At 64.5% G+C, this 18,033-nt stretch carries 20 protein-coding genes; 4 read left to right on the top strand and 16 right to left on the bottom strand.

All coding sequences use genetic code 11. The features are described from left to right. Nucleotides 1–37: 37 nt before the first annotated feature. The gene (locus FUT88_RS09050; RefSeq protein ID WP_147214709.1) at nucleotides 38–778 is read right to left on the bottom strand and encodes an SDR family oxidoreductase; all 741 of its coding nucleotides are present in this window, start codon (nucleotides 776–778) and stop codon (nucleotides 38–40) included. Between the two features lie 282 nt (nucleotides 779–1,060). Between FUT88_RS09050 and FUT88_RS09045 the strand changes: the two genes are divergently transcribed. Continuing rightward, nucleotides 1,061–1,954: an AraC family transcriptional regulator gene (locus FUT88_RS09045; protein WP_186829262.1), complete on the top strand. Its 894-nt coding sequence runs from the start codon at nucleotides 1,061–1,063 to the stop codon at nucleotides 1,952–1,954. Here FUT88_RS09045 and FUT88_RS09040 read toward each other — a convergent pair. From FUT88_RS09040 to FUT88_RS09030, 3 genes are read right to left on the bottom strand one after another with little or no spacing between them, the layout of a single operon-like run. Then, nucleotides 1,951–2,889 (bottom strand): NADP-dependent oxidoreductase, encoded by a 939-nt coding sequence (locus FUT88_RS09040; RefSeq protein ID WP_147214676.1) that lies wholly within the window; start codon nucleotides 2,887–2,889, stop codon nucleotides 1,951–1,953. The two genes, FUT88_RS09045 and FUT88_RS09040, sit on opposite strands and share 4 nt — an antisense overlap. Continuing rightward, nucleotides 2,889–3,317 carry a nuclear transport factor 2 family protein gene (locus FUT88_RS09035; RefSeq protein ID WP_063391469.1) on the bottom strand — a complete coding sequence of 143 codons (429 nt, stop codon included), beginning with the start codon at nucleotides 3,315–3,317 and terminating at the stop codon, nucleotides 2,889–2,891. The genes FUT88_RS09040 and FUT88_RS09035 overlap by 1 nt, the downstream gene beginning before the upstream one ends. A gap of 25 nt (nucleotides 3,318–3,342) precedes the next feature. Next, nucleotides 3,343–3,774, bottom strand: coding sequence for a DoxX family protein (locus FUT88_RS09030; RefSeq protein ID WP_104565723.1), 432 nt, complete (start codon nucleotides 3,772–3,774; stop codon nucleotides 3,343–3,345). A gap of 102 nt (nucleotides 3,775–3,876) precedes the next feature. Between FUT88_RS09030 and FUT88_RS09025 the strand changes: the two genes are divergently transcribed. Next, nucleotides 3,877–4,785 (top strand): LysR family transcriptional regulator, encoded by a 909-nt coding sequence (locus tag FUT88_RS09025; protein WP_147214675.1) that lies wholly within the window; start codon nucleotides 3,877–3,879, stop codon nucleotides 4,783–4,785. A gap of 63 nt (nucleotides 4,786–4,848) precedes the next feature. Here FUT88_RS09025 and FUT88_RS09020 read toward each other — a convergent pair whose 3' ends face one another. The 9 genes from FUT88_RS09020 to lysM all read right to left on the bottom strand — a co-directional run bounded on the left by FUT88_RS09020 (nucleotide 4,849) and on the right by lysM (nucleotide 13,865). Continuing rightward, nucleotides 4,849–6,804, bottom strand: a complete 1,956-nt coding sequence (locus FUT88_RS09020) for a sigma-54-dependent Fis family transcriptional regulator (protein WP_147214674.1) — start codon at nucleotides 6,802–6,804, stop codon at nucleotides 4,849–4,851. A 154-nt stretch (nucleotides 6,805–6,958) separates the two neighbouring features. Further along, nucleotides 6,959–8,539 carry a GMC family oxidoreductase gene (locus FUT88_RS09015; protein WP_147214673.1) on the bottom strand — a complete coding sequence of 527 codons (1,581 nt, stop codon included), beginning with the start codon at nucleotides 8,537–8,539 and terminating at the stop codon, nucleotides 6,959–6,961. Nucleotides 8,540–8,572: 33 nt separating this feature from the next. Then, nucleotides 8,573–9,145, bottom strand: coding sequence for a twin-arginine translocation signal domain-containing protein (locus tag FUT88_RS09010; RefSeq protein ID WP_222614251.1), 573 nt, complete (start codon nucleotides 9,143–9,145; stop codon nucleotides 8,573–8,575). 74 nt (nucleotides 9,146–9,219) lie between these two features. Then, nucleotides 9,220–9,708, bottom strand: a complete 489-nt coding sequence (locus FUT88_RS09005; RefSeq protein WP_147214671.1) for a hypothetical protein — start codon at nucleotides 9,706–9,708, stop codon at nucleotides 9,220–9,222. A gap of 292 nt (nucleotides 9,709–10,000) precedes the next feature. After that, nucleotides 10,001–10,711 carry a dihydrolipoamide acetyltransferase family protein gene (locus tag FUT88_RS09000; protein ID WP_147214670.1) on the bottom strand — a complete coding sequence of 237 codons (711 nt, stop codon included), beginning with the start codon at nucleotides 10,709–10,711 and terminating at the stop codon, nucleotides 10,001–10,003. After that, the gene (locus tag FUT88_RS08995; protein ID WP_102066446.1) at nucleotides 10,708–10,959 is read right to left on the bottom strand and encodes a lipoyl domain-containing protein; all 252 of its coding nucleotides are present in this window, start codon (nucleotides 10,957–10,959) and stop codon (nucleotides 10,708–10,710) included. The genes FUT88_RS09000 and FUT88_RS08995 overlap by 4 nt, the downstream gene beginning before the upstream one ends. Next, on the bottom strand, nucleotides 10,956–12,029 hold the full coding sequence (locus FUT88_RS08990) for an alpha-ketoacid dehydrogenase subunit beta (RefSeq protein WP_102066447.1): 1,074 nt from the start codon (nucleotides 12,027–12,029) through the stop codon (nucleotides 10,956–10,958). Before FUT88_RS08990 ends, FUT88_RS08995 begins: the two co-directional genes overlap by 4 nt. 32 nt (nucleotides 12,030–12,061) lie before the next feature. Next, a complete protein-coding gene (locus FUT88_RS08985; protein ID WP_147214669.1) occupies nucleotides 12,062–13,072 on the bottom strand; it encodes a thiamine pyrophosphate-dependent dehydrogenase E1 component subunit alpha in 1,011 nt (336 codons plus the stop codon). 307 nt (nucleotides 13,073–13,379) lie between these two features. Further along, nucleotides 13,380–13,865 carry a peptidoglycan-binding protein LysM gene (gene lysM, locus FUT88_RS08980; protein WP_147214668.1) on the bottom strand — a complete coding sequence of 162 codons (486 nt, stop codon included), beginning with the start codon at nucleotides 13,863–13,865 and terminating at the stop codon, nucleotides 13,380–13,382. A 302-nt stretch (nucleotides 13,866–14,167) separates the two neighbouring features. Here lysM and FUT88_RS08975 point away from each other — a divergent pair, with 302 nt between their 5' ends. Next, complete coding sequence (locus tag FUT88_RS08975; protein ID WP_147214667.1) at nucleotides 14,168–15,202, top strand: alpha/beta hydrolase family esterase; 1,035 nt, start codon at nucleotides 14,168–14,170, stop codon at nucleotides 15,200–15,202. Nucleotides 15,203–15,209: 7 nt separating this feature from the next. Here the strand turns inward: FUT88_RS08975 and FUT88_RS08970 are convergent, their stop codons facing one another. The 3 genes from FUT88_RS08970 to gcvA all read right to left on the bottom strand — a co-directional run bounded on the left by FUT88_RS08970 (nucleotide 15,210) and on the right by gcvA (nucleotide 17,034). Beyond that, nucleotides 15,210–15,515 (bottom strand): hypothetical protein, encoded by a 306-nt coding sequence (locus tag FUT88_RS08970; protein ID WP_147214666.1) that lies wholly within the window; start codon nucleotides 15,513–15,515, stop codon nucleotides 15,210–15,212. Between the two features lie 103 nt (nucleotides 15,516–15,618). Further along, entirely contained in the window at nucleotides 15,619–16,023 is a 405-nt protein-coding gene (locus tag FUT88_RS08965) for a YXWGXW repeat-containing protein (protein WP_147214665.1), read from the bottom strand. 75 nt (nucleotides 16,024–16,098) lie between these two features. Next, a complete protein-coding gene (gene gcvA / locus FUT88_RS08960; protein WP_147214664.1) occupies nucleotides 16,099–17,034 on the bottom strand; it encodes a transcriptional regulator GcvA in 936 nt (311 codons plus the stop codon). Between the two features lie 156 nt (nucleotides 17,035–17,190). Here gcvA and FUT88_RS08955 point away from each other — a divergent pair, with 156 nt between their 5' ends. Beyond that, nucleotides 17,191–18,024, top strand: a complete 834-nt coding sequence (locus FUT88_RS08955; RefSeq protein WP_147214663.1) for a DMT family transporter — start codon at nucleotides 17,191–17,193, stop codon at nucleotides 18,022–18,024. Nucleotides 18,025–18,033 lie beyond the last annotated feature (9 nt).

The raw sequence follows: 18,033 nt of genomic DNA, 5'->3' as shown, positions 1-18,033 counted from the left end.
CCTGGATCGGGATGGGTTGGCTGCTGCCATCGATGACTCAGAACGGGCTCGCCGTCGGCCGCACGACGATCTCGCTGACGTCGACATCGGCCGGCTGCTCCACCGCGTAAGCAATCGCACGCGCGATGGCGTCGGGTGTGATCGCGATGCGTCGGAACGTCTGCATGGCGGCCCGTGCGGTATCGTCCGAGATCGAGTCAGCCAGCTCGGACTCCACGACGCCGGGACAGATCACGGTCACGCGGATCTTGTCGGTTTCCTGGCGCAGGCCGTCCGAGATGGCACGCACGGCAAACTTGGTCGCGCAGTAGACGGCGGCCGTGGGCGACACGGAAAGGCCGCCGATCGACGAAATATTGATGATCTGTCCGCGTCCTTGCGCTTCCATCGTTGGCAGCACCGCCGCGATGCCATGCAGCACGCCGCGGATGTTCACGTCGATCATCCGATTCCACTCCTCCACCTTCAGCGCGTTGAGCGGCGAAAGCGGCATCACGCCCGCATTGTTGACCAGCACGTCGATGCGGCCGAACGCATCGAGCGCGAAGCGAGCAAATGCGGCCACGTCGTCGGCGGAGGTCACGTCGAGCTCGCGATAGCGAATGGCGCCGCCTGACGCCTCGATCGATTCGGCGAGCCGCGCGAGCCTGTCGGTACGGCGAGCGCCGATCACGACGCGATGTCCCTGTGCGGCAAGCAAGCGGGCCGCGCCCTCGCCGATCCCGCTGCTTGCGCCGGTGATCAGAATGACTTTGGACTGGTTTGAGACAGTTTCCATATTGCATACTCCTATCGTTGGCGATGAACTGGCCGCTGCTGTTCGAGCCCGCCCACCCCATGTCCGATGCACGTTACACCGTGATACGAAGCGGTATTTCTCGTCGGCCGGTGATGGAATGATAGGAACGCGGTGAGGTTGCGCGAATACACGGACCGATGCCGTTATTGCCTATTCCTATCAATTGGCCGGCGGCGCATTCACCGTGAAGCTAGAATGGCGCGTGTAGCAAGCAACAGGAGGTTTGTCGTGTCGAAGAACCGCTCTCTTGCGTCCGTCAAGATGGTCCGCCTCATCGAGAAGCTGGCACCGAGCGAGGGATATACGCAGTCGGCGCTGGACAGCGTGCGGCTGATGCGTTCGGACCGGCCCCTTGGGCGCACGCCGGTGCTGTACGAACCCAGCATCGTGATCGTGTGCCAGGGCCGCAAGCTCGGGTTCCTTGGCAACGACGTCTACATTTACGATGCGCAGCACTACCTCGTGCTGTCCGTGCCGCTGCCGTTCTCGACCGAAACCCAGGCATCGCGCGAGGAACCGATGCTTGCCGTGTCGATTCGCCTCGACCTGCTCGAGCTCAGCGACCTGATCACGCAGATCGGCGCGTTCGGACGTCTACCGGACGCGGCGCCAAACGGCATCGTGTCGACACCGCTTGACGACCCGCTCGCAGATGCAACCGTGCGGTTGCTCGAAGCCTTGACGGTGCCGATGGATGCACACATTCTCGGGCCGGGCCTGGTGCGGGAGATCTGCTATCGGGTGCTGGCGGGCGCCCAAGGCGGTGCGTTATGCGCCGCGCTCGGGCACCACGGGCGATTCGGCCGCGTGGCAAAGGCGCTCAAGCGCATCCACGCCGACTATGCTTCTCCGCTGAACGTGCCCCGTCTTGCCGAAGAAGCCGGCATGAGCGTGCCGGCATTCCACGCCAACTTCCGCGTGGTGACACAGACGTCGCCGATTCAGTACATCAAGTCCACGCGGCTCCATCATGCGCGCCTCATGATGATTCGCGACGGCCTCACCGCCGCTGCGGCGGCAGGACGCGTCGGCTATGAAAGTACGTCGCAGTTCAGCCGGGAGTTCAAGCGCCTTTTTGGAAGAACGCCGGTGGAGGAGGCACGCGACATGCGCGAGTCCTTCTCCCTATCTCCGGCAGTTCACTTTGGTACCTAAGCCGTCTTTGATGCGGTCGCGTCGAGGACGACTTTGCCCCGCACGTGGCCGGCCCTGCTTAGATCCAATGCGCGGCCCGCTTCGAACAGCGGAAAGACCGACTCGACGTGGACGCGCATCTCGCCCGACGCATGGAGCGCGGCCACGTTCTCGAGCAGCGGCCCGTCGCTTCTGGTCGCAAAGTGGCGGCCCGTTGCCTGCGCTTCGTGGGCACGCGCCAGGTCCGGTTTGGCAACCGTCGATACCAGCGTGCCGCCCGGCTTGAGCACCGACCATGATTTCGCCTGGGTTTCGCCGCCGATGAGGTCGAGCACCAGGTCCACGCCTGCAACCCGTTTTGCGAAATCGTCAGCACGGTAGTCGATGAACTCGGTCGCACCGAGGCTTTTCACGTAGTCGCCATTTGCACCCGACGCCGTGCCGATGACATAGGCGCCGGCCAATCTGGCGAGCTGCACTGCCGCGCTTCCGATGCCGCCCGCGGCGCCATGGATCAGCACAGACTGCCCGGCACGCAAGGCGCCGTGCTCATGCAGCGCCTGCCACGCCGTCAACGACGCTGCGGGGATGGCGGCCGCGCTTGTGAAATCCAGAGACGCTGGTTTGCGCGCGAGCCGGCTCGCTTCGACGACGACGCGCGTGGCGTATGCGCCGACGATCCCGATAAAGCCCATCACTTCGTCACCGCGCTTCAGCGCCGTGACGTTGCGGCCCACTGCGATGACGGTGCCTGCAGCGTCCACGCCGGGCGTGAACGGTAGTGGCAGCGGAATGAATGCCTTCATGGCACCACTGACGATTTTCCAGTCGATGGGATTCACCGACGCCGCGGCGACATCGATCAGTACTTCGTTGTCGCCCGGCACGGGGTCGTCGAGCTCGGCAAGTGTCAGCTTGTCGGGGCTGCCATAGGCAGCAACTTGGATCGCTTTCATCAGATGCTCCTGGAGGGGACGCCCACCACTGGGGCATCGAGGGCAAGGGCGGCCTGGACGGGATCGAAATACTCGCGCAGATGCACGATGCGGCCGTCTTCGGCAGTCAGGAAAATGACGTACTCCTGGCGGTACGCGCGGCCGGTCGCAGCGATGCGTCCTTCGCCGCGAACACGTGCAATCGCATGCTCAGGGTCATCCGTGGCAGTCAGGATGGCATCGAAGAAGCGGAAGTCCTCGACCGCCCCCGCGAACCAGCCCGCGTGGCGCAGGACGGATTCCCGCCCGTCAAGCTTCAATGGATGGCCGAGGCTCGGCGCATAAGGCAGGTCCCACACGATGTTGTCGGCAATCAACTGCTGCCATTGCTGAGGGTCGTCCACCAGCCAGTCAAGGTGTTGCTGCAGAAGGGCTGTCGCAATGCTCATGATGTCGTCTCCAGCAATGCGAGGCTCAGGCGGCCGCACGCGTGACTGCTGCGCGGCGGTTGTCGATGCTGAAAGCGCCGGCCCCGAATGCGGCCACCTGCAGGAGCCCCCCGGCCATGGCGAGATTCTTCAGGAAGTGAAACATCTGGTTCTGGTCGCCGAGCGCGTGGTGGAAGATCAGCGCCGTCACGACGGCGTATACCGCAAGCAGGAGCGCAACCAGCCGCGTCTTGTAACCGACGACCAGCAGCGTGGCGCCCGCCAGCTCCAGCACGAGCGCGCCAATGAGTCCCAGGGCTGGGGCGGGAAGGCCAAGCGAGGCGATATAGGCCATCGTTGCAGCGGGCGCGGCCAACTTGCCAATACCGCTGATGAAGAAGATTGCAGCGATCAGCGTGCGGCCTACGGCCGGGACGGCCGAGTTGGCGTTCAGTTGGGCATTCAGGTTCGGGTTCATGTCAATCGTCCTTTTCAAAGAGTGGATGACCGAAGAGTAGAGACTTGACACGTATCCAGGAAGCCTATATTTCTAGATGAAATCAATCTACAAAATAGATACATGCTCGACGCCGTCTCGCTGGATCAGCTCCGCACCTTCATTGCGGCCTCCGAAGAGGGCAGCTTTTCCGCCGCAGGTCGCAAACTACGACGCGCACAGTCGGTGGTGAGCCATACCTTGGCCAATCTGGAAAACCAGATCGGCGTCAAGCTCTTCGACCGCAGTGCGCGCTATCCACGGCTGACGGATGAGGGAACGGCCTTGCTCGCGCAGGCGCGACTCGTGGTGAGCGGCATGGACGGGTTCAAAGCGAAGGCGCGCGCGATGTCGGATGGCCTTGAGCCGGAGTTGTCCGTGGTCGTCGACGTGATGTATCCGATGGCATCGCTGACGGACGCCGTTGGGGCATTCCGCGACGCGTTTCCACACACGCCTCTGCGGCTGTACGTCGAGGCGCTGGGCGCGGTCATGCAGCCGGTGCTGACCAACGCATGCCGGCTCGGCATCAGCGGATCGATGCCCTCAGTGCCACAGCTTCTGGATGCGGAGAAACTGCTGGATGTCCCGATGATCACCGTGGCGGCGCCGTCCCATCCGTTGGCGTCAAAGCCGGGGGTCATTCGTCCCGCTGAGCTCGACGAGCATGTGCAACTGGTGCTCACCGATCGCACGACGCTCACGGAAGGCAAGACCTTCGGCGTTTTCTCGCCGCATATATGGCGACTGGCCGATCTCGGCGCCAAGCATGCCTTCCTGCGCGCTGGATTCGGCTGGGGGCACATGCCGGTGGCGATGGTTCAGGATGACCTCGATTCGGGAAAGCTCGTGCCGTTGCAGCTTGAAGCGTTCCAACCGTACACGCCTCCGATCGCCATGTTTGCTGTCTACCGAAAGGACACACCGCCTGGCCCAGCTGGCCGTTGGTTCCTCAAGCGTCTAAAAGCCGGGCGCGATAACGAGCGACAGTGACGACCCCGCGCGTCCGCCCTTCCCTTCCGGAAGCAAGGCACCTCGGCTCCCCTCGCGCTCAGCCTATTGCTGATTCGGCGAAACAATCCCGAACCGTTCCATCTGGCGATAGACCGTCGCGCGCGCGATGCCAAGCTCGTGCGCAACGTGGGTGATGCGCCATTTGTTCCGGCGCAACGCAGCCAGCAGGATTTCCCGCTCGTTGTCCGGTGCGGCATCGGCCGCGACTGAAGCTGCGGCAGCCGTAGCGTCCGTCGTGCTTTCAAGAACCTCCGGCGGCAACGCGTCGACATCGATCAGGCCGTCGTCGCTCATGGCCAGCGCAAAGCGCAGCACGTTGCGCAACTGCCGGACATTGCCCTGCCACGGGTAGCTGCGCAGCACCGCCAGCGCAGCCGGCGCGAGTTGCGCGTGCATGTCGAGCTGGCGCGCTTCTTCTTCGACGATGCGGGCGATCAGGTAGTCCTTGTCGCAACGCTCGCGCAGCGTCGGAAGGTGCAGCGTTGCACCGCACAGCCGGTAGTAGAGATCCTCACGGAACCGCTGCTCGGCAATGAGCTGGCGCAGGTCACGGTGGGAGGCGGCAATCACGCGCAGGTCAACCGGCGTCGGCTTTTCCGAACCCAGCGGCATCACTTCGCGTTCGGACAGCACACGCAACAGCCGGCTCTGCAGATGCAGCGGCATGTCGCCAATCTCGTCGAGAAACAGCGTGCCGCCGTCCGATTGGGCGATCAGGCCGCGCATGCCCTTGCTGCGGGCGCCGGTGAAGGTGCCCGGCGTGTAGCCGAACAGTTCGCTCTCAATGAGCGACTCGGGAATGGCCGCGCAATTGACCGCAACGAACGCTTTGCTGCGACGCTCGCTCGCGGTGTGCAGCGCCTTGGCCAGGACTTCCTTTCCGGTGCCGGTCTCGCCTTGTACCAGGATGTTGAGCGGCTTGTTGGCCAGACGCTTGGCCTGCAGGATCAGCCGCTGCATCTGCGGGTCGTCGGCGCCGAGCGCCTCCAGGGCGGCACTGGCCTCGGGGCTGGGCAACACCGGCTGAGCTGCCGCCGCAGACGGCATAGACGGCTTGCCCGGCGCGCCGCGCGGCGGAATCCCCGTCGCGTAATACAGCCCGTGATCGAACATCCGAATCGCCGTACGCTCGGATGAGGTGCCAGCGCGGGCGATGCGCCACAGCTCGCTCATGTTTTCGCGAAACACTTCGGTCAAGAGGTGGCCACGTACATCGGCGTGCGGATCGCTTTCGAGCCGCAGCTTGCGCCGGCCACCGCTGTTGATGCCGCGAATCACGCCGTCGGCGTCGAAGGCGACCATGATTTCGCTGTCCACATCCACCAGCGACCACGTTGACCCCAACCGCAGGATCCACTGATCGCGGAAGTAGCGCAGGAAGTTCGCGTCTTCGATCTTCTGCGCGTACATGGTGGTCATCTGCAGCGCGAGGTGCTGCCCTTCACGCGGGGCAGGCGCACTCAGAGCAGACACATCGAGCACGCCGAGGAAGTTGCCAGTCGGGTCAAACAGCGGCGCGCTGTTGCAGGTGAGCGTGATGTGGCAAGCGTCGAAATGATCGGTCTGATGACACGTCACCGGGGCCTGCTCGACGATGCAGGTGCCGACCGCACAGGTTCCGGCGCGCGACTCGCTCCAATCCGCGCCCAGGTACAGGCCAGAACGTTTCAGTTCGCGGTCGAGGTTGTCGTTGCCGATGAAGTCCACTGTGACGCCGTAGGCGTCGGTCAGCAGCAGCACGTAGTCGAGGCCGGAGACGCGCTTATAGAGCTGCTCCATGCCGGTACGCGCGACGCTCAGGAAGTCCTCGATCTGGTCCTTGTGTTCGCGCAGGCGCTGTGCTTCGACGATGTAGGCGGGTGTGGGTCGGCTGGGGTCGCGACCGTAGTCGTCCAGGCAGCGCCGCCATGAGCGCTCGATGACGCCTTGCGCCTCGCCCGGCTGCTGCGAGAAGGCGAGCAGCCGCTCGATATGTGCGCGGTGTGCTTTTTGCTGCACGACTGTCTCCTTAGCCGCCGCATTTGAAGGGTGCGATGCCCGCGCCGCCGGTCTTTGCCGGCCTTTGGAGCGAGGGCGGATGCGGTTCTACGCTAATCGATTTACCCGGTTGCCGCAACGTAGCGACGCTGCACAGGCAACCGGGCTCGCTGGCTCAGATCTCCCTGCGGTTCAATGCCCCGGCAATGTATTCAGCCTGCCGGATCGCCAGGGCCACGATGGTGAGCGTGGGGTTGGCCGCCGAACTCGACGTGAACTGGCTGCCGTCGGAGATGAACAGGTTCTTCACATCGTGTGCCTGTCCCCAGCGGTTGACCACGCCGTCGCTGGCCTTCGCGCTCATGCGGTTGGTGCCCATGTTGTGGCTGGCCGGATAGGCAGGCATGTCGATCACCCGCGTCGCGCCCACCGCCTCGGACACCTTGCGCCACTGCACCAGGCCGTGCGCGGTGATTTTTTCGTCGTTCTCGTGATAGGTCTTGCTGACGATGGGAATCGGCAGACCGTACCGGTCTTTCTCGGTGGGATGCAGCGTGATGCTGTTCTGCTCGCGCGCAAGGTCTTCACCGCACACCCAGACGCAGCTCATGTGGTCGTACATTTCCATGGCCGAGGTGAAGTCGCGCCCCCAGCCGCCCGGCTTCATGAACGCGGCCGTGTAGGGCAGGTGAATGGCCAGACCTTCGAGGTAATAGCCGCCGACAAACCCGCGCTTGGTATTGAGCGGCACCTCATCGGCCACTACCGCCGCAATGTCGAAGCCGCGATACATGTAGACCGGCTTCTTGTGGATGGACACCGCCGCTGCCGTGGCGTGGTTCATGTAGTTCTTGCCCACCTGCCCCGACGAATTGGCGAGCCCGTTGGGGAACATGCTCGACGCGGAGTTCAGCAACAGACGCGGCGACTCGATGGAATTGCCCGCCACACAGACCACCCGTGCCTTCTGCAGCTGCTTGCGGCCCTTGTTGTCGACATAGAGCACACCATTGGCGCGGCCCTGCTTGTCATGCTGGATCTGCAGCACCATCGATTCGGGCCGCAGTTCGACATTGCCGGTGGCCTGGGCACGCGGCACTTCGGTGTAGAGCGTCGACCATTTCGCGCCGATCTTGCAGCCCTGCATGCAAAAGCCGATCTGCATGCAACCGGGGCGGCCGTCATACGGTTCGGAGTTCGACGCGGCGGGGCGGACGATGTGCTTGTAGCCCACCTTTCTTGCGCCTGCTTCGATCACCTTGTAGTGGTTGTTTGGCGGCATGGGCGGCAGGCCGCTGGCCTTGGTGCCGCACACGCCCATCTTCTTCTCGGCCAGTTCGTAATACGGCTCAAGCTCGGACAGCGTGATCGGCCAATCCAGCACATTGGCCCCCTGGATTGCGCCGTACGTCGTTTTGGTGTGGAAGTCATGCTCCTGAAAGCGCAATGCCACGCCGGACCAGTGCACCGTAGACCCGCCCACGCCCTTCACGATCCAGGCAGGCAGGTTTGGATACGTCTTGGTGTGGTGCCAACCGCCCGCCGAGATGCGTTTGTCGAGCCACGAGATCTTGTTGAACATGGCCCATTCGTCGTTCTCGAAATCGGCCTGCGTGTAGTGCTTTCCGGCTTCCAGCACCACGCATTTGACACCGCGCTGCGCCAGCTCGTTGGCGAGCGTGCCGCCGCCCGCGCCCGAACCGACGATCACGACAACGCTATCGTCGTCGAGGGAAAACTTTGCCTGATCCGTCATGATGGTTGTCTCCGTTTTTTTATGCGCCGGCGCTCAGAGCCAGTCGATGTCGTCGAAGCCGCGGTGCAGATAGCCGCCCTTCTGCCACGACGAGCCCTCGTAGCCGAACAGGGGCCATAGCTTCTTGTTGTTGTAGAGACCGGTAACCAGATCGCCCTGGACCTTCTTGAAGAAGGGCGTGGACTCGATGTCCTTGAGCAGCGCCACACGTTCGTTCTCGGTCTTCACCTGGATGTACGGCACGCCATAACGCTGCCTGGCGCGTTGGTCCAGGTCGTGCACGCCGTTGATCAGCAGCGTCTTCACTGTCGAATCCTTGCCTGCCGCCGCGTCATAGGGCGCCACGGCCTCCACGTAGAACTTGTCGGCCAACTTGTCGTGCGGATAGATGTCGCGCGCCATGCGCACCAGCGTCCTGCCGGTGGCGGTGCCCAGCAGGGGAAAGCTGTGCTCGACCACGACGTCCTTGGTGACCGCCATGGCCGACGGCACGACCGTGACGCTGATGGCGGCCAGGCCGCTGCCGCGCAGAAAGCCGCGTCGCGACACCTTGGGTTGCTTGTCCAAAACGCGCATGGCAGGGCCAGCGGTTGGCGTGGGTTTCATGTTGGTTGCCTCCGTTATCGGGCGTGCACCGCGCGCGCCTTATCTTGTTGAAATGCACAACGTTGCCTGGCGGCTCATGGTCCCGCCGCGGCGGTCCGGGACACCTGCGACGCATATGGCGCGCCGTGGGAATGACGGGGTTCATTTGTGAGATCGTGCTCGCCAAGCACATCGACCAGCATGTGGTGCAGTCCTTCGGCCAGTACGGTGGCCAATAGCGGCGCGCCCAACTGCTCGGTACAGGACGTCGTACACGCTTGCAGGCGCTCCGCCTGCGCCGGATTCGCTCCCAAAGCCGTGCACAGCAGCGGCCAGTCCGGCGGCGAGACGAGCGTGCCGCACGTCAGCAGCACGCCCGTGCGGCGCCGTACCTGCGCGAGACCGACGATCTTGCGATGCCCGACCACCACTTCCCACGGCGACAGCGAGCCGAAGCAGGCCCACTTGAGCGACGGGGCCGGCGATGCTAACCGCACTTCCTCCGGCGGCACTGCATAGGCCGGAATGCCGAGGTCTCGCAACAGCCCTGCGTGCAGCACGCCCAGCCACCGGTAGCTCGACACCGTGCCGGTCCCCGCGACGAGCGATGATCGGCGGGCAGCACGATCGATGCCGACAACATCCAGGGCCCGGCCAGCACCGCGCCGCCGCCAGCGTCGCGCACGACCACCGGCGTGGCGCCGCCTGCCATGCCCGGATGCAAGGCCGCCTGCGCACGACCGAGCACGACACCGGGGCCCGCATACGTCCACAGCCGCACCGCTGGCCGCAGGACCGGTTGCGCAAGCTGCGCGCGGTTCCAGTCCTGCTCGTCTGCGCAATGAATTCCATCGGAGAGGAAGGCGGCGGTCAGCATCACAGACCTTCAACGGTTTCCAGCCGCACCTTCAGATCGGTCAGGAAGCGTGCGGCCGGGTAACCGTCCACAGCGCGGTGATCGAAGATCAGATGCAGGCCCATCATTGGCGCGACCACGATGCTGTCGCCCTTGACCACCGCCCGCTTGGCAACACGCGTCACACCGAGGATGGCCACCTGCGGCACGTTGATGATGGGCGTGAAGCTGTCGATGCCCGTCATGCCGAGGTTGGTCACGGTGAAGGTGCCGTGCTGATAGCTGCCGGCGGACAACGTGCCAGCGCGGGCTCCTGCAGCCAGGCGGCGGCTTTCGGCGGCAATGTCGGCCACTGACTGCGCGTCGACATTGCGCAGCACCGGCACCATCAGCCCTTCATCCAGGCTGACGGCCAAGCCGATGTTGACGTCGGGCATCAACTCGATTTCTTTCTCGAGCGCGCGGGCATTCAGGCGTGGATGCTCGCGCAGTGTCAATGCCACCGCACGCAGCACGAAGGCCGTCAGCGTGACCTTGCACTGCGGCCCGAGCTGCTGCTGCAGTGCCTGCACGGCGGCTTCCAACCGGGTGGCATCCACCTCGATCGACTGCGCCACGCGCGGCACCTGCCAGGCAGCGCTCATGGTGCGGGCGATGGCACCGCGCATGCCCGCGAGCGGCACGACACGACGCTCGCCGGCATCGGGCACGAAAGCGACGGCTTGGTTCATGCTTTCGGCTCCAGCCGCGCCAGCACCGCGCCGCGCCCGAAGGTGTCCTGGGCCGCGACCTCCAGTGCGGCGACAACGCCATCGGCCGGAGCCGCCACCTCGTGCGTGGTCTTGACCAGCTCGACCACCGCCAGGGCCTGCCCCGCGCTCACCGCATCACCGGGCTTGACGAGCCAATCCTGCAACAGGGCCTCGGTGCCCTCTTCCACGTCCTGCCAGGCGGCGTCAGACATCAGTACGTCGATCATGCTGCTTCTCGCTTGAGTGAATGGAAAGCCGGTTGGTGCTGCACGAGTGCGCGCACCTGGGTGACGATGCTGTCGACCTGCGGAATGACGAACTGCTCGAGCGGTCGCGAGTACGGAATGGGCACGTCGGGCACCGCCAGCCGCCGCACGGGCGCGCGCAATGCCACGGTGTCGAGGTTCTCCGCCACGATGGCGGCAATCTCGCCTGACAGGCCGAAGCTGAGGTAGTCCTCGTCGGCCACCAGCAGACGGCCCGTCTTGGCCACCGAGCGGAGTACCGCCTGGCGGTCGAGCGGCACGATGGTGCGCAGGTCGATCACCTCGACATCGATGCCCTCGGCGGCGAGCTGCTCGGCCGCCAGCAACGACTTCTGCACCATCTGCGAGAGCGTGACGATGGTCACGTCGCGGCCTTCGCGCGCCACGCGCGCCTGCCCGAACGGGATCGTGTAGGCCTCTTCGGGGACCGCGTTCGTGCTGCCCTCGAAGTAGGACATCCACGACAGGCCCATGATGCCCTTGTGGTAGCAGAAGATGACCGGGTTGTCGTCGCGGATGGCCTGCGTCATCAGGCCCTTGGCGTCGTACGCGTTGGACGGTACGACCACCTTCATGCCCGGCATGTGGGCAAAGCTGGCGTACAGGCATTGCGAGTGCTGAGCCGCATCGTTGTAGCCCCCGCCGATGCCGGTCGTGATGACGGCGGGCAGCGCGACACGGCCGCCGGACATGTAGGTGTTCTTCGCCAGGTGGTTGTAGATCTGGTCGAAGCACACCCCGAAGAAATCCACGAACATCAGCTCGGCGATGGGGCGCAACCCTTCCGCTGCTGCGCCGAGTGCCGCGCCGATGAAGGCCGTCTCTGAAATCGGCGTGTCCATGATGCGATCCGGCCCGAAGCGGTCGAGCAACCCGGTGGTGGCGCTGAAAATGCCGCCGTACTTGCCGATGTCTTCGCCCATGACGAAGACACGCGGGTCGCGTTCCATTTCCTGGCCGATGGCTTCGGAAATGGCCTGCGCCATGGTGAGGGTGCGCGCGCCCTGCGCCGCGCCTTGTGAGGCTTGCATGGTGAGTCTCCTGTGATGGCCGCAGGGGCTGCTTAATGAACGAAAACGTGATCCAGCGCTTCGCCGGGTTCCGGATACGGGCTGTTGCGGCCGAAGTCGTAGGCCGCGTCAATGCGTGCCGAGATGGCGGCCCGCAGCGCGCTGTCGGCGTTGTCGTCGAGCAGCCCCGAAGCCCGCAGACTGTTGCCAAGGAGGTTGATGGGATCGGCCTCGCGCAGGTGCTTGGCCTCGTCCTTCGGGCGGTACGTTTCCGGGTCGCCCTGGAAGTGGCCGAGGTAGCGATCGGTCTTGACCTCGATGAGCGTCGGCCCCTCGCCGCGTCGCGCGCGGGCGATGGCCTCGCCGGCCGCGTGATAGACGGCCACGGCGTCGTTGCGGTCCACCAGCACGCCGGGCATGCCGTAGCCGGCGGCACGTACATCGTTGGAAGGCACGGAGGTCGAATCGGCTTTCTCGACCGAGATGCCGTACTTGTTGTCTTCGCAGATGAAGACGACAGGCAGCTTCCACAGCGCCGCCAGATTCAACGACTCATGGAACGCGCCCTGATTGGCCGCGCCCTCGCCAAACACCGCAATGGCCACCCAGTCCTTGTTCAGCTTGCGCGCCGCGAGCGCCGCGCCACAGGCTTGCGGCATGCTCGCGCCGACGATGCCGCTGCACGAGAACTTGGTCTCCGGGTGAAACAGGTGCATGTGGCCGCCCTTGCCGCGGCCGAGCCCCGTTACCTTGCCGAAGATCTCGGCGGTCATTTCATTCAGGGGCACGCCCTTGGAGATGGCGAAATGGTGGGCGCGGTGCGGGCCAACCACGGTGTCTTCGGGCCGCAGATGCGCACATACGCCCACCGCCACTGGCTCCTGCCCCGCCGACAGATGCATCTCGCCAGGCACTGGCCCGGCGCCAATATCAAAGGCCAGGCCCTTCTGGATTTTCGGCGGCAACTTGCCTTCCAGATAGACCTTCGCCATGGCCTCTTCGTACTGGCGAATCTCGATCATCTTCTCGTACATCCACAGAAGATGTTGCGGTGTGGGGTCCATGCAAAGTCTCCTCTTGCTCTCGTATCGGTGTCCGGCTGCTGGGCCGGCTGACCGGGAATTGCAAGAGGGGTGCCAGCTGCAAGCGCAAGCGGCTCGCGTGCATCGAGAAAGCGCGCAGAGCCTTTAGTGGCAAGGGATTGCCGTCATGCGACCCGCGCTTGCGGCGCACCTGAAGTCGTCTCGTTAGAGACCAGCGGGGCGAGACAGACGTCGCAGCGAATGCGACAGGTGTCTCACTCAACCGTCATGCGCCGGCAAAAGAAAAAGGGCCCGAAGGCCCTCCGTCTTGATGCAACCACCTGCCAGATCACGCCGCCGGAATGCGCAGCTTCTGGCCCGGATAGATCTTGTCCGGATTCGACAGCATCGGCTTGTTGGCTTCGAAGATGGCCGGGTACTTGTTGGCATCGCCGTAGAACTTCTTGGCGATGGCCGAGAGCGTGTCGCCGCGCTCCACGGTGTGCCATTGCGACTCTTGCGACTCGGTATTGACCGACATCTGATCATCCACCGACTTGATGCCTTCGACGTTGCCGCAGCACAGGATGATCTTCTCGCGCGTGGCTTGGTCGGGCGCCACGCCAAACACCTTGGCGGCGTCGCCCTCCACCTGCACGGACAGCGCCGTGGCACTCAGGCCCTGCTTCGCGATGTAGTCCTGAATGGCTTGGCCCTTGGCATCGTCGGCTGCCTTGGCGGCACCGGCATCCGCCGACGCATCGGCCGGGGCGGCTGCGGCGCTGCCGTGGAACAGCTTCTCGCCAGCCTCTTTGATGAAGTCAAAAAAACCCATAACGACCTCCATAAGTACACAACGGGGAACGGGAAAGCCGAAAGGCGAGCCCTGCGAGGCCCGCCCCGCCGCGGCAGTGTAGCCGCTCACCAACGGTGTCTCCATGACAGTCGCGTGCAATTGCAAACTTTCGACCTCGACCGGGCGGCCATGAGGCGCTTCGCCCACTTCGAATGCTGCGTCGCAACAAAATCACTGGCACACTGTCTTACCAAAACCGAAACCACTTGCGACCTCTCGGAATGCACGGGCACCATCATCCCCATCCGAGCCTCTTTGCCGCCGCCATGCACCGTAATTGGATGAAATCCATCACCCGGCTGGTCGACGCCCTGACCACCCCGGGCTTTGGCCGCCAGTCGTGGCCGCCCAAACCCGTCAAGCCGCTCAAGCCGACCGCCCGCAGGGAGAGCCCACGCCGCGTGCGTCCGACGCCCACCCAGGGCACCTTTGTCCGCGAGCAGTTCATCTACGAACCGGAGTCGCCGGTCGTGGTGGCACGCCGGCCGGAATACTGGCTGTACACACCGCCCACGCGCGGCAGCAAGCCCCCCGCGCTGATGGTGATGCTGCATGGCTGCAAGCAATCGGCAGAAGTGCTGGCACACGGCACGCGCATGAATGCACTGGCAGATCGCGAGGGCTTTATCGTCCTGTACCCGGAGCAGCCGCGCCGCGCGCATCCGCAATGCTGCTGGCACTGGTATGACCCCGAGCACGCCGGCGCCCGCGAGGCGGACGGCATTGCCCAGCTGATCGAGCAAACCCTGGAACAGACTGGCGCCGATCCTTCACGCGTGTATCTGGCAGGCTTGTCAGCCGGCGCCGGATTGGCCGGCCTGATCGCATTGCGTCATCCGAAGCTGTTCGCCGCATTGGCGCTGCATTCAGGCCCGGCGTTGGGCGTGGCGCGCTCGCCGGCATCTGCGTTGAACCTGATGCGCCGCGGAGCACGCGTCGACGCCGTCGAGGCACTCTCCAGCGTGGTAAACGTGGCCGCCTACCCCGGCATGCCGACGATGCTGTTGCACGGCCTGCGCGACGAGGCCGTCAACCCCGCCAACCAGGCGCAACTGGCCGCGCAGTTCCGCGCGCTGAATCATCTCGGCGATGGGGGCAACGTCTCACGCGAAACCGCGCGCGGCGAGGGTTATGTCCTGCGCAACGACATGCGCGACGGCGAATGCATCGTCAGCCTGTGCCAACTCACCACGATGGGCCACGCCTGGAGCGGCGGCGACCCGCGCTACGCCTTCCACGCGCCGGGGCCAGACTCGACGTGGCTGTGGTGGCAATTCGCGCGCCGGCACGTTCGCGACGCAGCGCTGGCCGCGTAAGTGCGCGTCAGAGATCGATCGACTGCTGGACGGGGTTCCGCCCCAGCAATTCATCGATCAAGCCATAGCCGCGCGTAAGCCCGGCATCTTCAGCGGCTTCACGCGTGGGCAGCGGGCGCTCGTCATGCGAATGGGCGACGAGAGTTTCGACCGCGGTTGGGTCTGCGCCCGACTCGCAGATGCGCACGACAAAATCCCACTGCGCGGGCCCCTGCCCGCTCCTTTCCGATTTGCGCTCGGCACGCGGAATGGCCAGTACATAGACGTCGAAGTCCTTGTACAGCTCGGTGCGCCAATTCGATTCCATTGTCATGTTGCCTCCCGGAGGCGCCGCTGCCGCTCGTCCGGCGATTACGGCGTCGACAGAACTGCCTGCAAAAAACAGGCCGGTACATGACCGGCCTGTCGTTGCATCATCAGCATTCGCCCTTGCGCGCGTGGCCCGGGGGGCAGTGATAGCGGTCATCGCGATCACGACCGCGCCAGCGGCCGTCGTCACCGCGGTCCCAGCCGCCGTCACGCATTTGCCAGCCGTGCGGCCCCTGCTCCCAGCGCGGCTCGCGCCAGTGGTAACCCGGTCGGCCGTGTTCGCGATAGCCGCGACGCCAGACGTAGCGGCCGTCACGCCATTGCCAGTAACCCGGCACCCAGACGTAGCCCGGCTGCAAGACCGGCACGGGCTCATATTGAGGCGGCGGCGGCGCGTAGGTCGGGCCGATCTGCACACCGATCGACACCTGCGCCTGCGCCGGCAAGGCGATCGAGCCTGCCACACCGGCCGCGGCCAGGCATGCAGCGAGAATCCATGCGTTCTTCTTCATATTGGGGACCTCCTTTTCAAACCCATCGAACTTGAGTGGATCGTAGCACCGGCTTTCGCCCGCGCCTCTAGGGTGTTACGCGGCGTTACCTCCGTTACCGGAAGCCCGAAATGTGTTCACGTTTGCGTGACGTTGCGGCCGTTCCTCGCCCAGCCACGCACAAAATGCCTGCACCACTTCGTCACCGAGATTGCGCGCCGGGCTGTACCAGTAATAGCTACGCGCGACCAGTGAAAGGTCCGGAAACGGCGCGATGAGGCGCCCCTCCTCAAGATCCTCCGTGACGAGCGCCGAGGGCCCCATCGCGACACCCAGCCCATCAATGGCAGCTTGGATCGACAAATAGAAATGCTCGAACGTGAGCGCATGCGCGGGCCGCAGGTTCGGCACCCCCGCCAGCACCAGCCAGCTTGGCCACACCGAAGGCAGCGTGTCCGAATGCAGCAGCGTGTGATGCCGCAAGTCAGATGGCGTCGACAACGGCAAGCGTTCGAGCAACATCGGGCTGCACACCGGAAAGCGGCTCTCGTCCAGAAAGCGCCCCGATTGGAATCCCGCGTGAATTTCCGGCCCGCCACGGATGATCACGTCGAAATGATCGGGCAGGTCTTCGATCTCTTCGATGGACGTGGTCAGCCGCACCTCCACGCGCGGAAAACGCATCTGAAATGTGGAGAGCCGCGGAATCAGCCAGCGCATGGTGAACGTCGGGATGCTGTTGACGCGGAGGATGCGCACCGCGTCGCGGTCACGCAGCGCCTGGCTGGCCGTGCTGATGCGGTCGAGTGCCACCCCAATCTCGGCCAAGTAGCGCTGCCCCGCATCGGTCAGTTCCACGCGCCGATTCAGCCTGCGAAACAGCGCCACACCCAGCCACGCCTCCAGCGCCTGGATCTGACGGCTGATCGCGCCATGCGTGACGTTCAGCTCTTCGCCTGCGCGCGTAAAACTCAGATGGCGCGCCGCCGATTCAAAGGCGCGCACGGCATTCAGAGGGGGCAGTTTGCGCATATCGCGTGAGTTTTTTGCACAGATCGAGTCAGTATATATCGATTGTTGATCATGCTTGATGGCGCTACGCTGTCGCTTTCCTGCTCTCGCCGATTCAGCATCGAGTGAGAAAAATGGACTCGATTTTCACTTTCGCGCTCCGCGCACCCCGTCATCGTGACCCCCGCCGTCATCGCCCTGGTTCTCTGCGCCGCCCTGCTCCACGCGTCATGGAATGCGTTGCTGAAAAGCGGCTCCGACCGCCTGCGCGCCATCACGCTGATGACGCTGGCCTCCGGTGTAGCGGCCATACCGATGGCGATTGCATTGCCGTTGCCGGCGCCGGCTGCATGGCCCTATGTGGCGCTGTCCGCGGTGCTGCACGTCGGCTACAACGTGTTTCTGGCGCGGGCGTATCGGTTTGGCGAGTTCGGACAGGTGTACCCGATCGCGCGCGGCTCATCGCCGCTGCTCGTAACGGTGGGCGCGTCGCTCTTCGCGGGCGAAATGCCCGGCGCGATTGCACTCGCGGGCGTGGTCCTGGTGAGTGGCGGCATTCTCAGTCTCGCGCGCGGCCGCAAGGCCGATCTTGGTTCGACGCTGGCGGCCCTCACCACGGGCGTATTCATCGCATGCTACACGGTGTGCGACGGCATCGGCGCGCGGGCGGCAGGCAATGCAAATGCATACTCAGCTTGGCTGTTCATGCTCGACAGCTTGCCGATGGTGCTGCTCTATCGCATGTGGAAAGGCCCGCTGAACATCGACGTGCGCGACGCCACTACGCTCAAGACGTTTGGCGGCGGCGTGGTCTCGCTCATCGCCTACGGCATCGTCATCTGGGCTGTGACGCTCGCGCCGATGGGGCCTGTGTCAGCCCTGCGCGAAACATCGGTGGTGTTTGCCGCGCTGCTCGGCCGACTGTTCCTGAAGGAGTCGCTCACGGCGCGGCGCCTGTCGGCCTGCTCCGTCATCGCCGTCGGGGCCTACTGCCTCGGCCACCCGGCGTGAGGAAAAAAA

This window comes from Ralstonia sp. TCR112 (assembly GCF_007997035.1).
Taxonomy (GTDB): Bacteria; Pseudomonadota; Gammaproteobacteria; order Burkholderiales; family Burkholderiaceae; genus Ralstonia; species Ralstonia edaphi.
Note: the sequence above shows the minus strand (reverse complement) of the source record. Positions and strands in the feature narration are given on the sequence as shown.

What these genes read in the sequence shown, in the direction of transcription:
- FUT88_RS09050 (WP_147214709.1), bottom strand. Translation starts at nt 778, where the DNA reads ATGGAAACTGTCTCAAACCAGTCCAAAGTCATTCTGATCACCGGCGCA.
- FUT88_RS09045 (WP_186829262.1), top strand. Translation starts at nt 1,061, where the DNA reads ATGGTCCGCCTCATCGAGAAGCTGGCACCGAGCGAGGGATATACGCAG.
- FUT88_RS09040 (WP_147214676.1), bottom strand. Translation starts at nt 2,889, where the DNA reads ATGAAAGCGATCCAAGTTGCTGCCTATGGCAGCCCCGACAAGCTGACA.
- FUT88_RS09035 (WP_063391469.1), bottom strand. Translation starts at nt 3,317, where the DNA reads ATGAGCATTGCGACAGCCCTTCTGCAGCAACACCTTGACTGGCTGGTG.
- FUT88_RS09030 (WP_104565723.1), bottom strand. Translation starts at nt 3,774, where the DNA reads ATGAACCCGAACCTGAATGCCCAACTGAACGCCAACTCGGCCGTCCCG.
- FUT88_RS09025 (WP_147214675.1), top strand. Translation starts at nt 3,877, where the DNA reads ATGCTCGACGCCGTCTCGCTGGATCAGCTCCGCACCTTCATTGCGGCC.
- FUT88_RS09015 (WP_147214673.1), bottom strand. Translation starts at nt 8,539, where the DNA reads ATGACGGATCAGGCAAAGTTTTCCCTCGACGACGATAGCGTTGTCGTG.
- FUT88_RS09010 (WP_222614251.1), bottom strand. Translation starts at nt 9,145, where the DNA reads ATGAAACCCACGCCAACCGCTGGCCCTGCCATGCGCGTTTTGGACAAG.
- FUT88_RS09000 (WP_147214670.1), bottom strand. Translation starts at nt 10,711, where the DNA reads ATGAACCAAGCCGTCGCTTTCGTGCCCGATGCCGGCGAGCGTCGTGTC.
- FUT88_RS08995 (WP_102066446.1), bottom strand. Translation starts at nt 10,959, where the DNA reads ATGATCGACGTACTGATGTCTGACGCCGCCTGGCAGGACGTGGAAGAG.
- FUT88_RS08990 (WP_102066447.1), bottom strand. Translation starts at nt 12,029, where the DNA reads ATGCAAGCCTCACAAGGCGCGGCGCAGGGCGCGCGCACCCTCACCATG.
- FUT88_RS08985 (WP_147214669.1), bottom strand. Translation starts at nt 13,072, where the DNA reads ATGGACCCCACACCGCAACATCTTCTGTGGATGTACGAGAAGATGATC.
- lysM (WP_147214668.1), bottom strand. Translation starts at nt 13,865, where the DNA reads ATGGGTTTTTTTGACTTCATCAAAGAGGCTGGCGAGAAGCTGTTCCAC.
- FUT88_RS08975 (WP_147214667.1), top strand. Translation starts at nt 14,168, where the DNA reads ATGAAATCCATCACCCGGCTGGTCGACGCCCTGACCACCCCGGGCTTT.
- FUT88_RS08970 (WP_147214666.1), bottom strand. Translation starts at nt 15,515, where the DNA reads ATGACAATGGAATCGAATTGGCGCACCGAGCTGTACAAGGACTTCGAC.
- FUT88_RS08965 (WP_147214665.1), bottom strand. Translation starts at nt 16,023, where the DNA reads ATGAAGAAGAACGCATGGATTCTCGCTGCATGCCTGGCCGCGGCCGGT.
- gcvA (WP_147214664.1), bottom strand. Translation starts at nt 17,034, where the DNA reads ATGCGCAAACTGCCCCCTCTGAATGCCGTGCGCGCCTTTGAATCGGCG.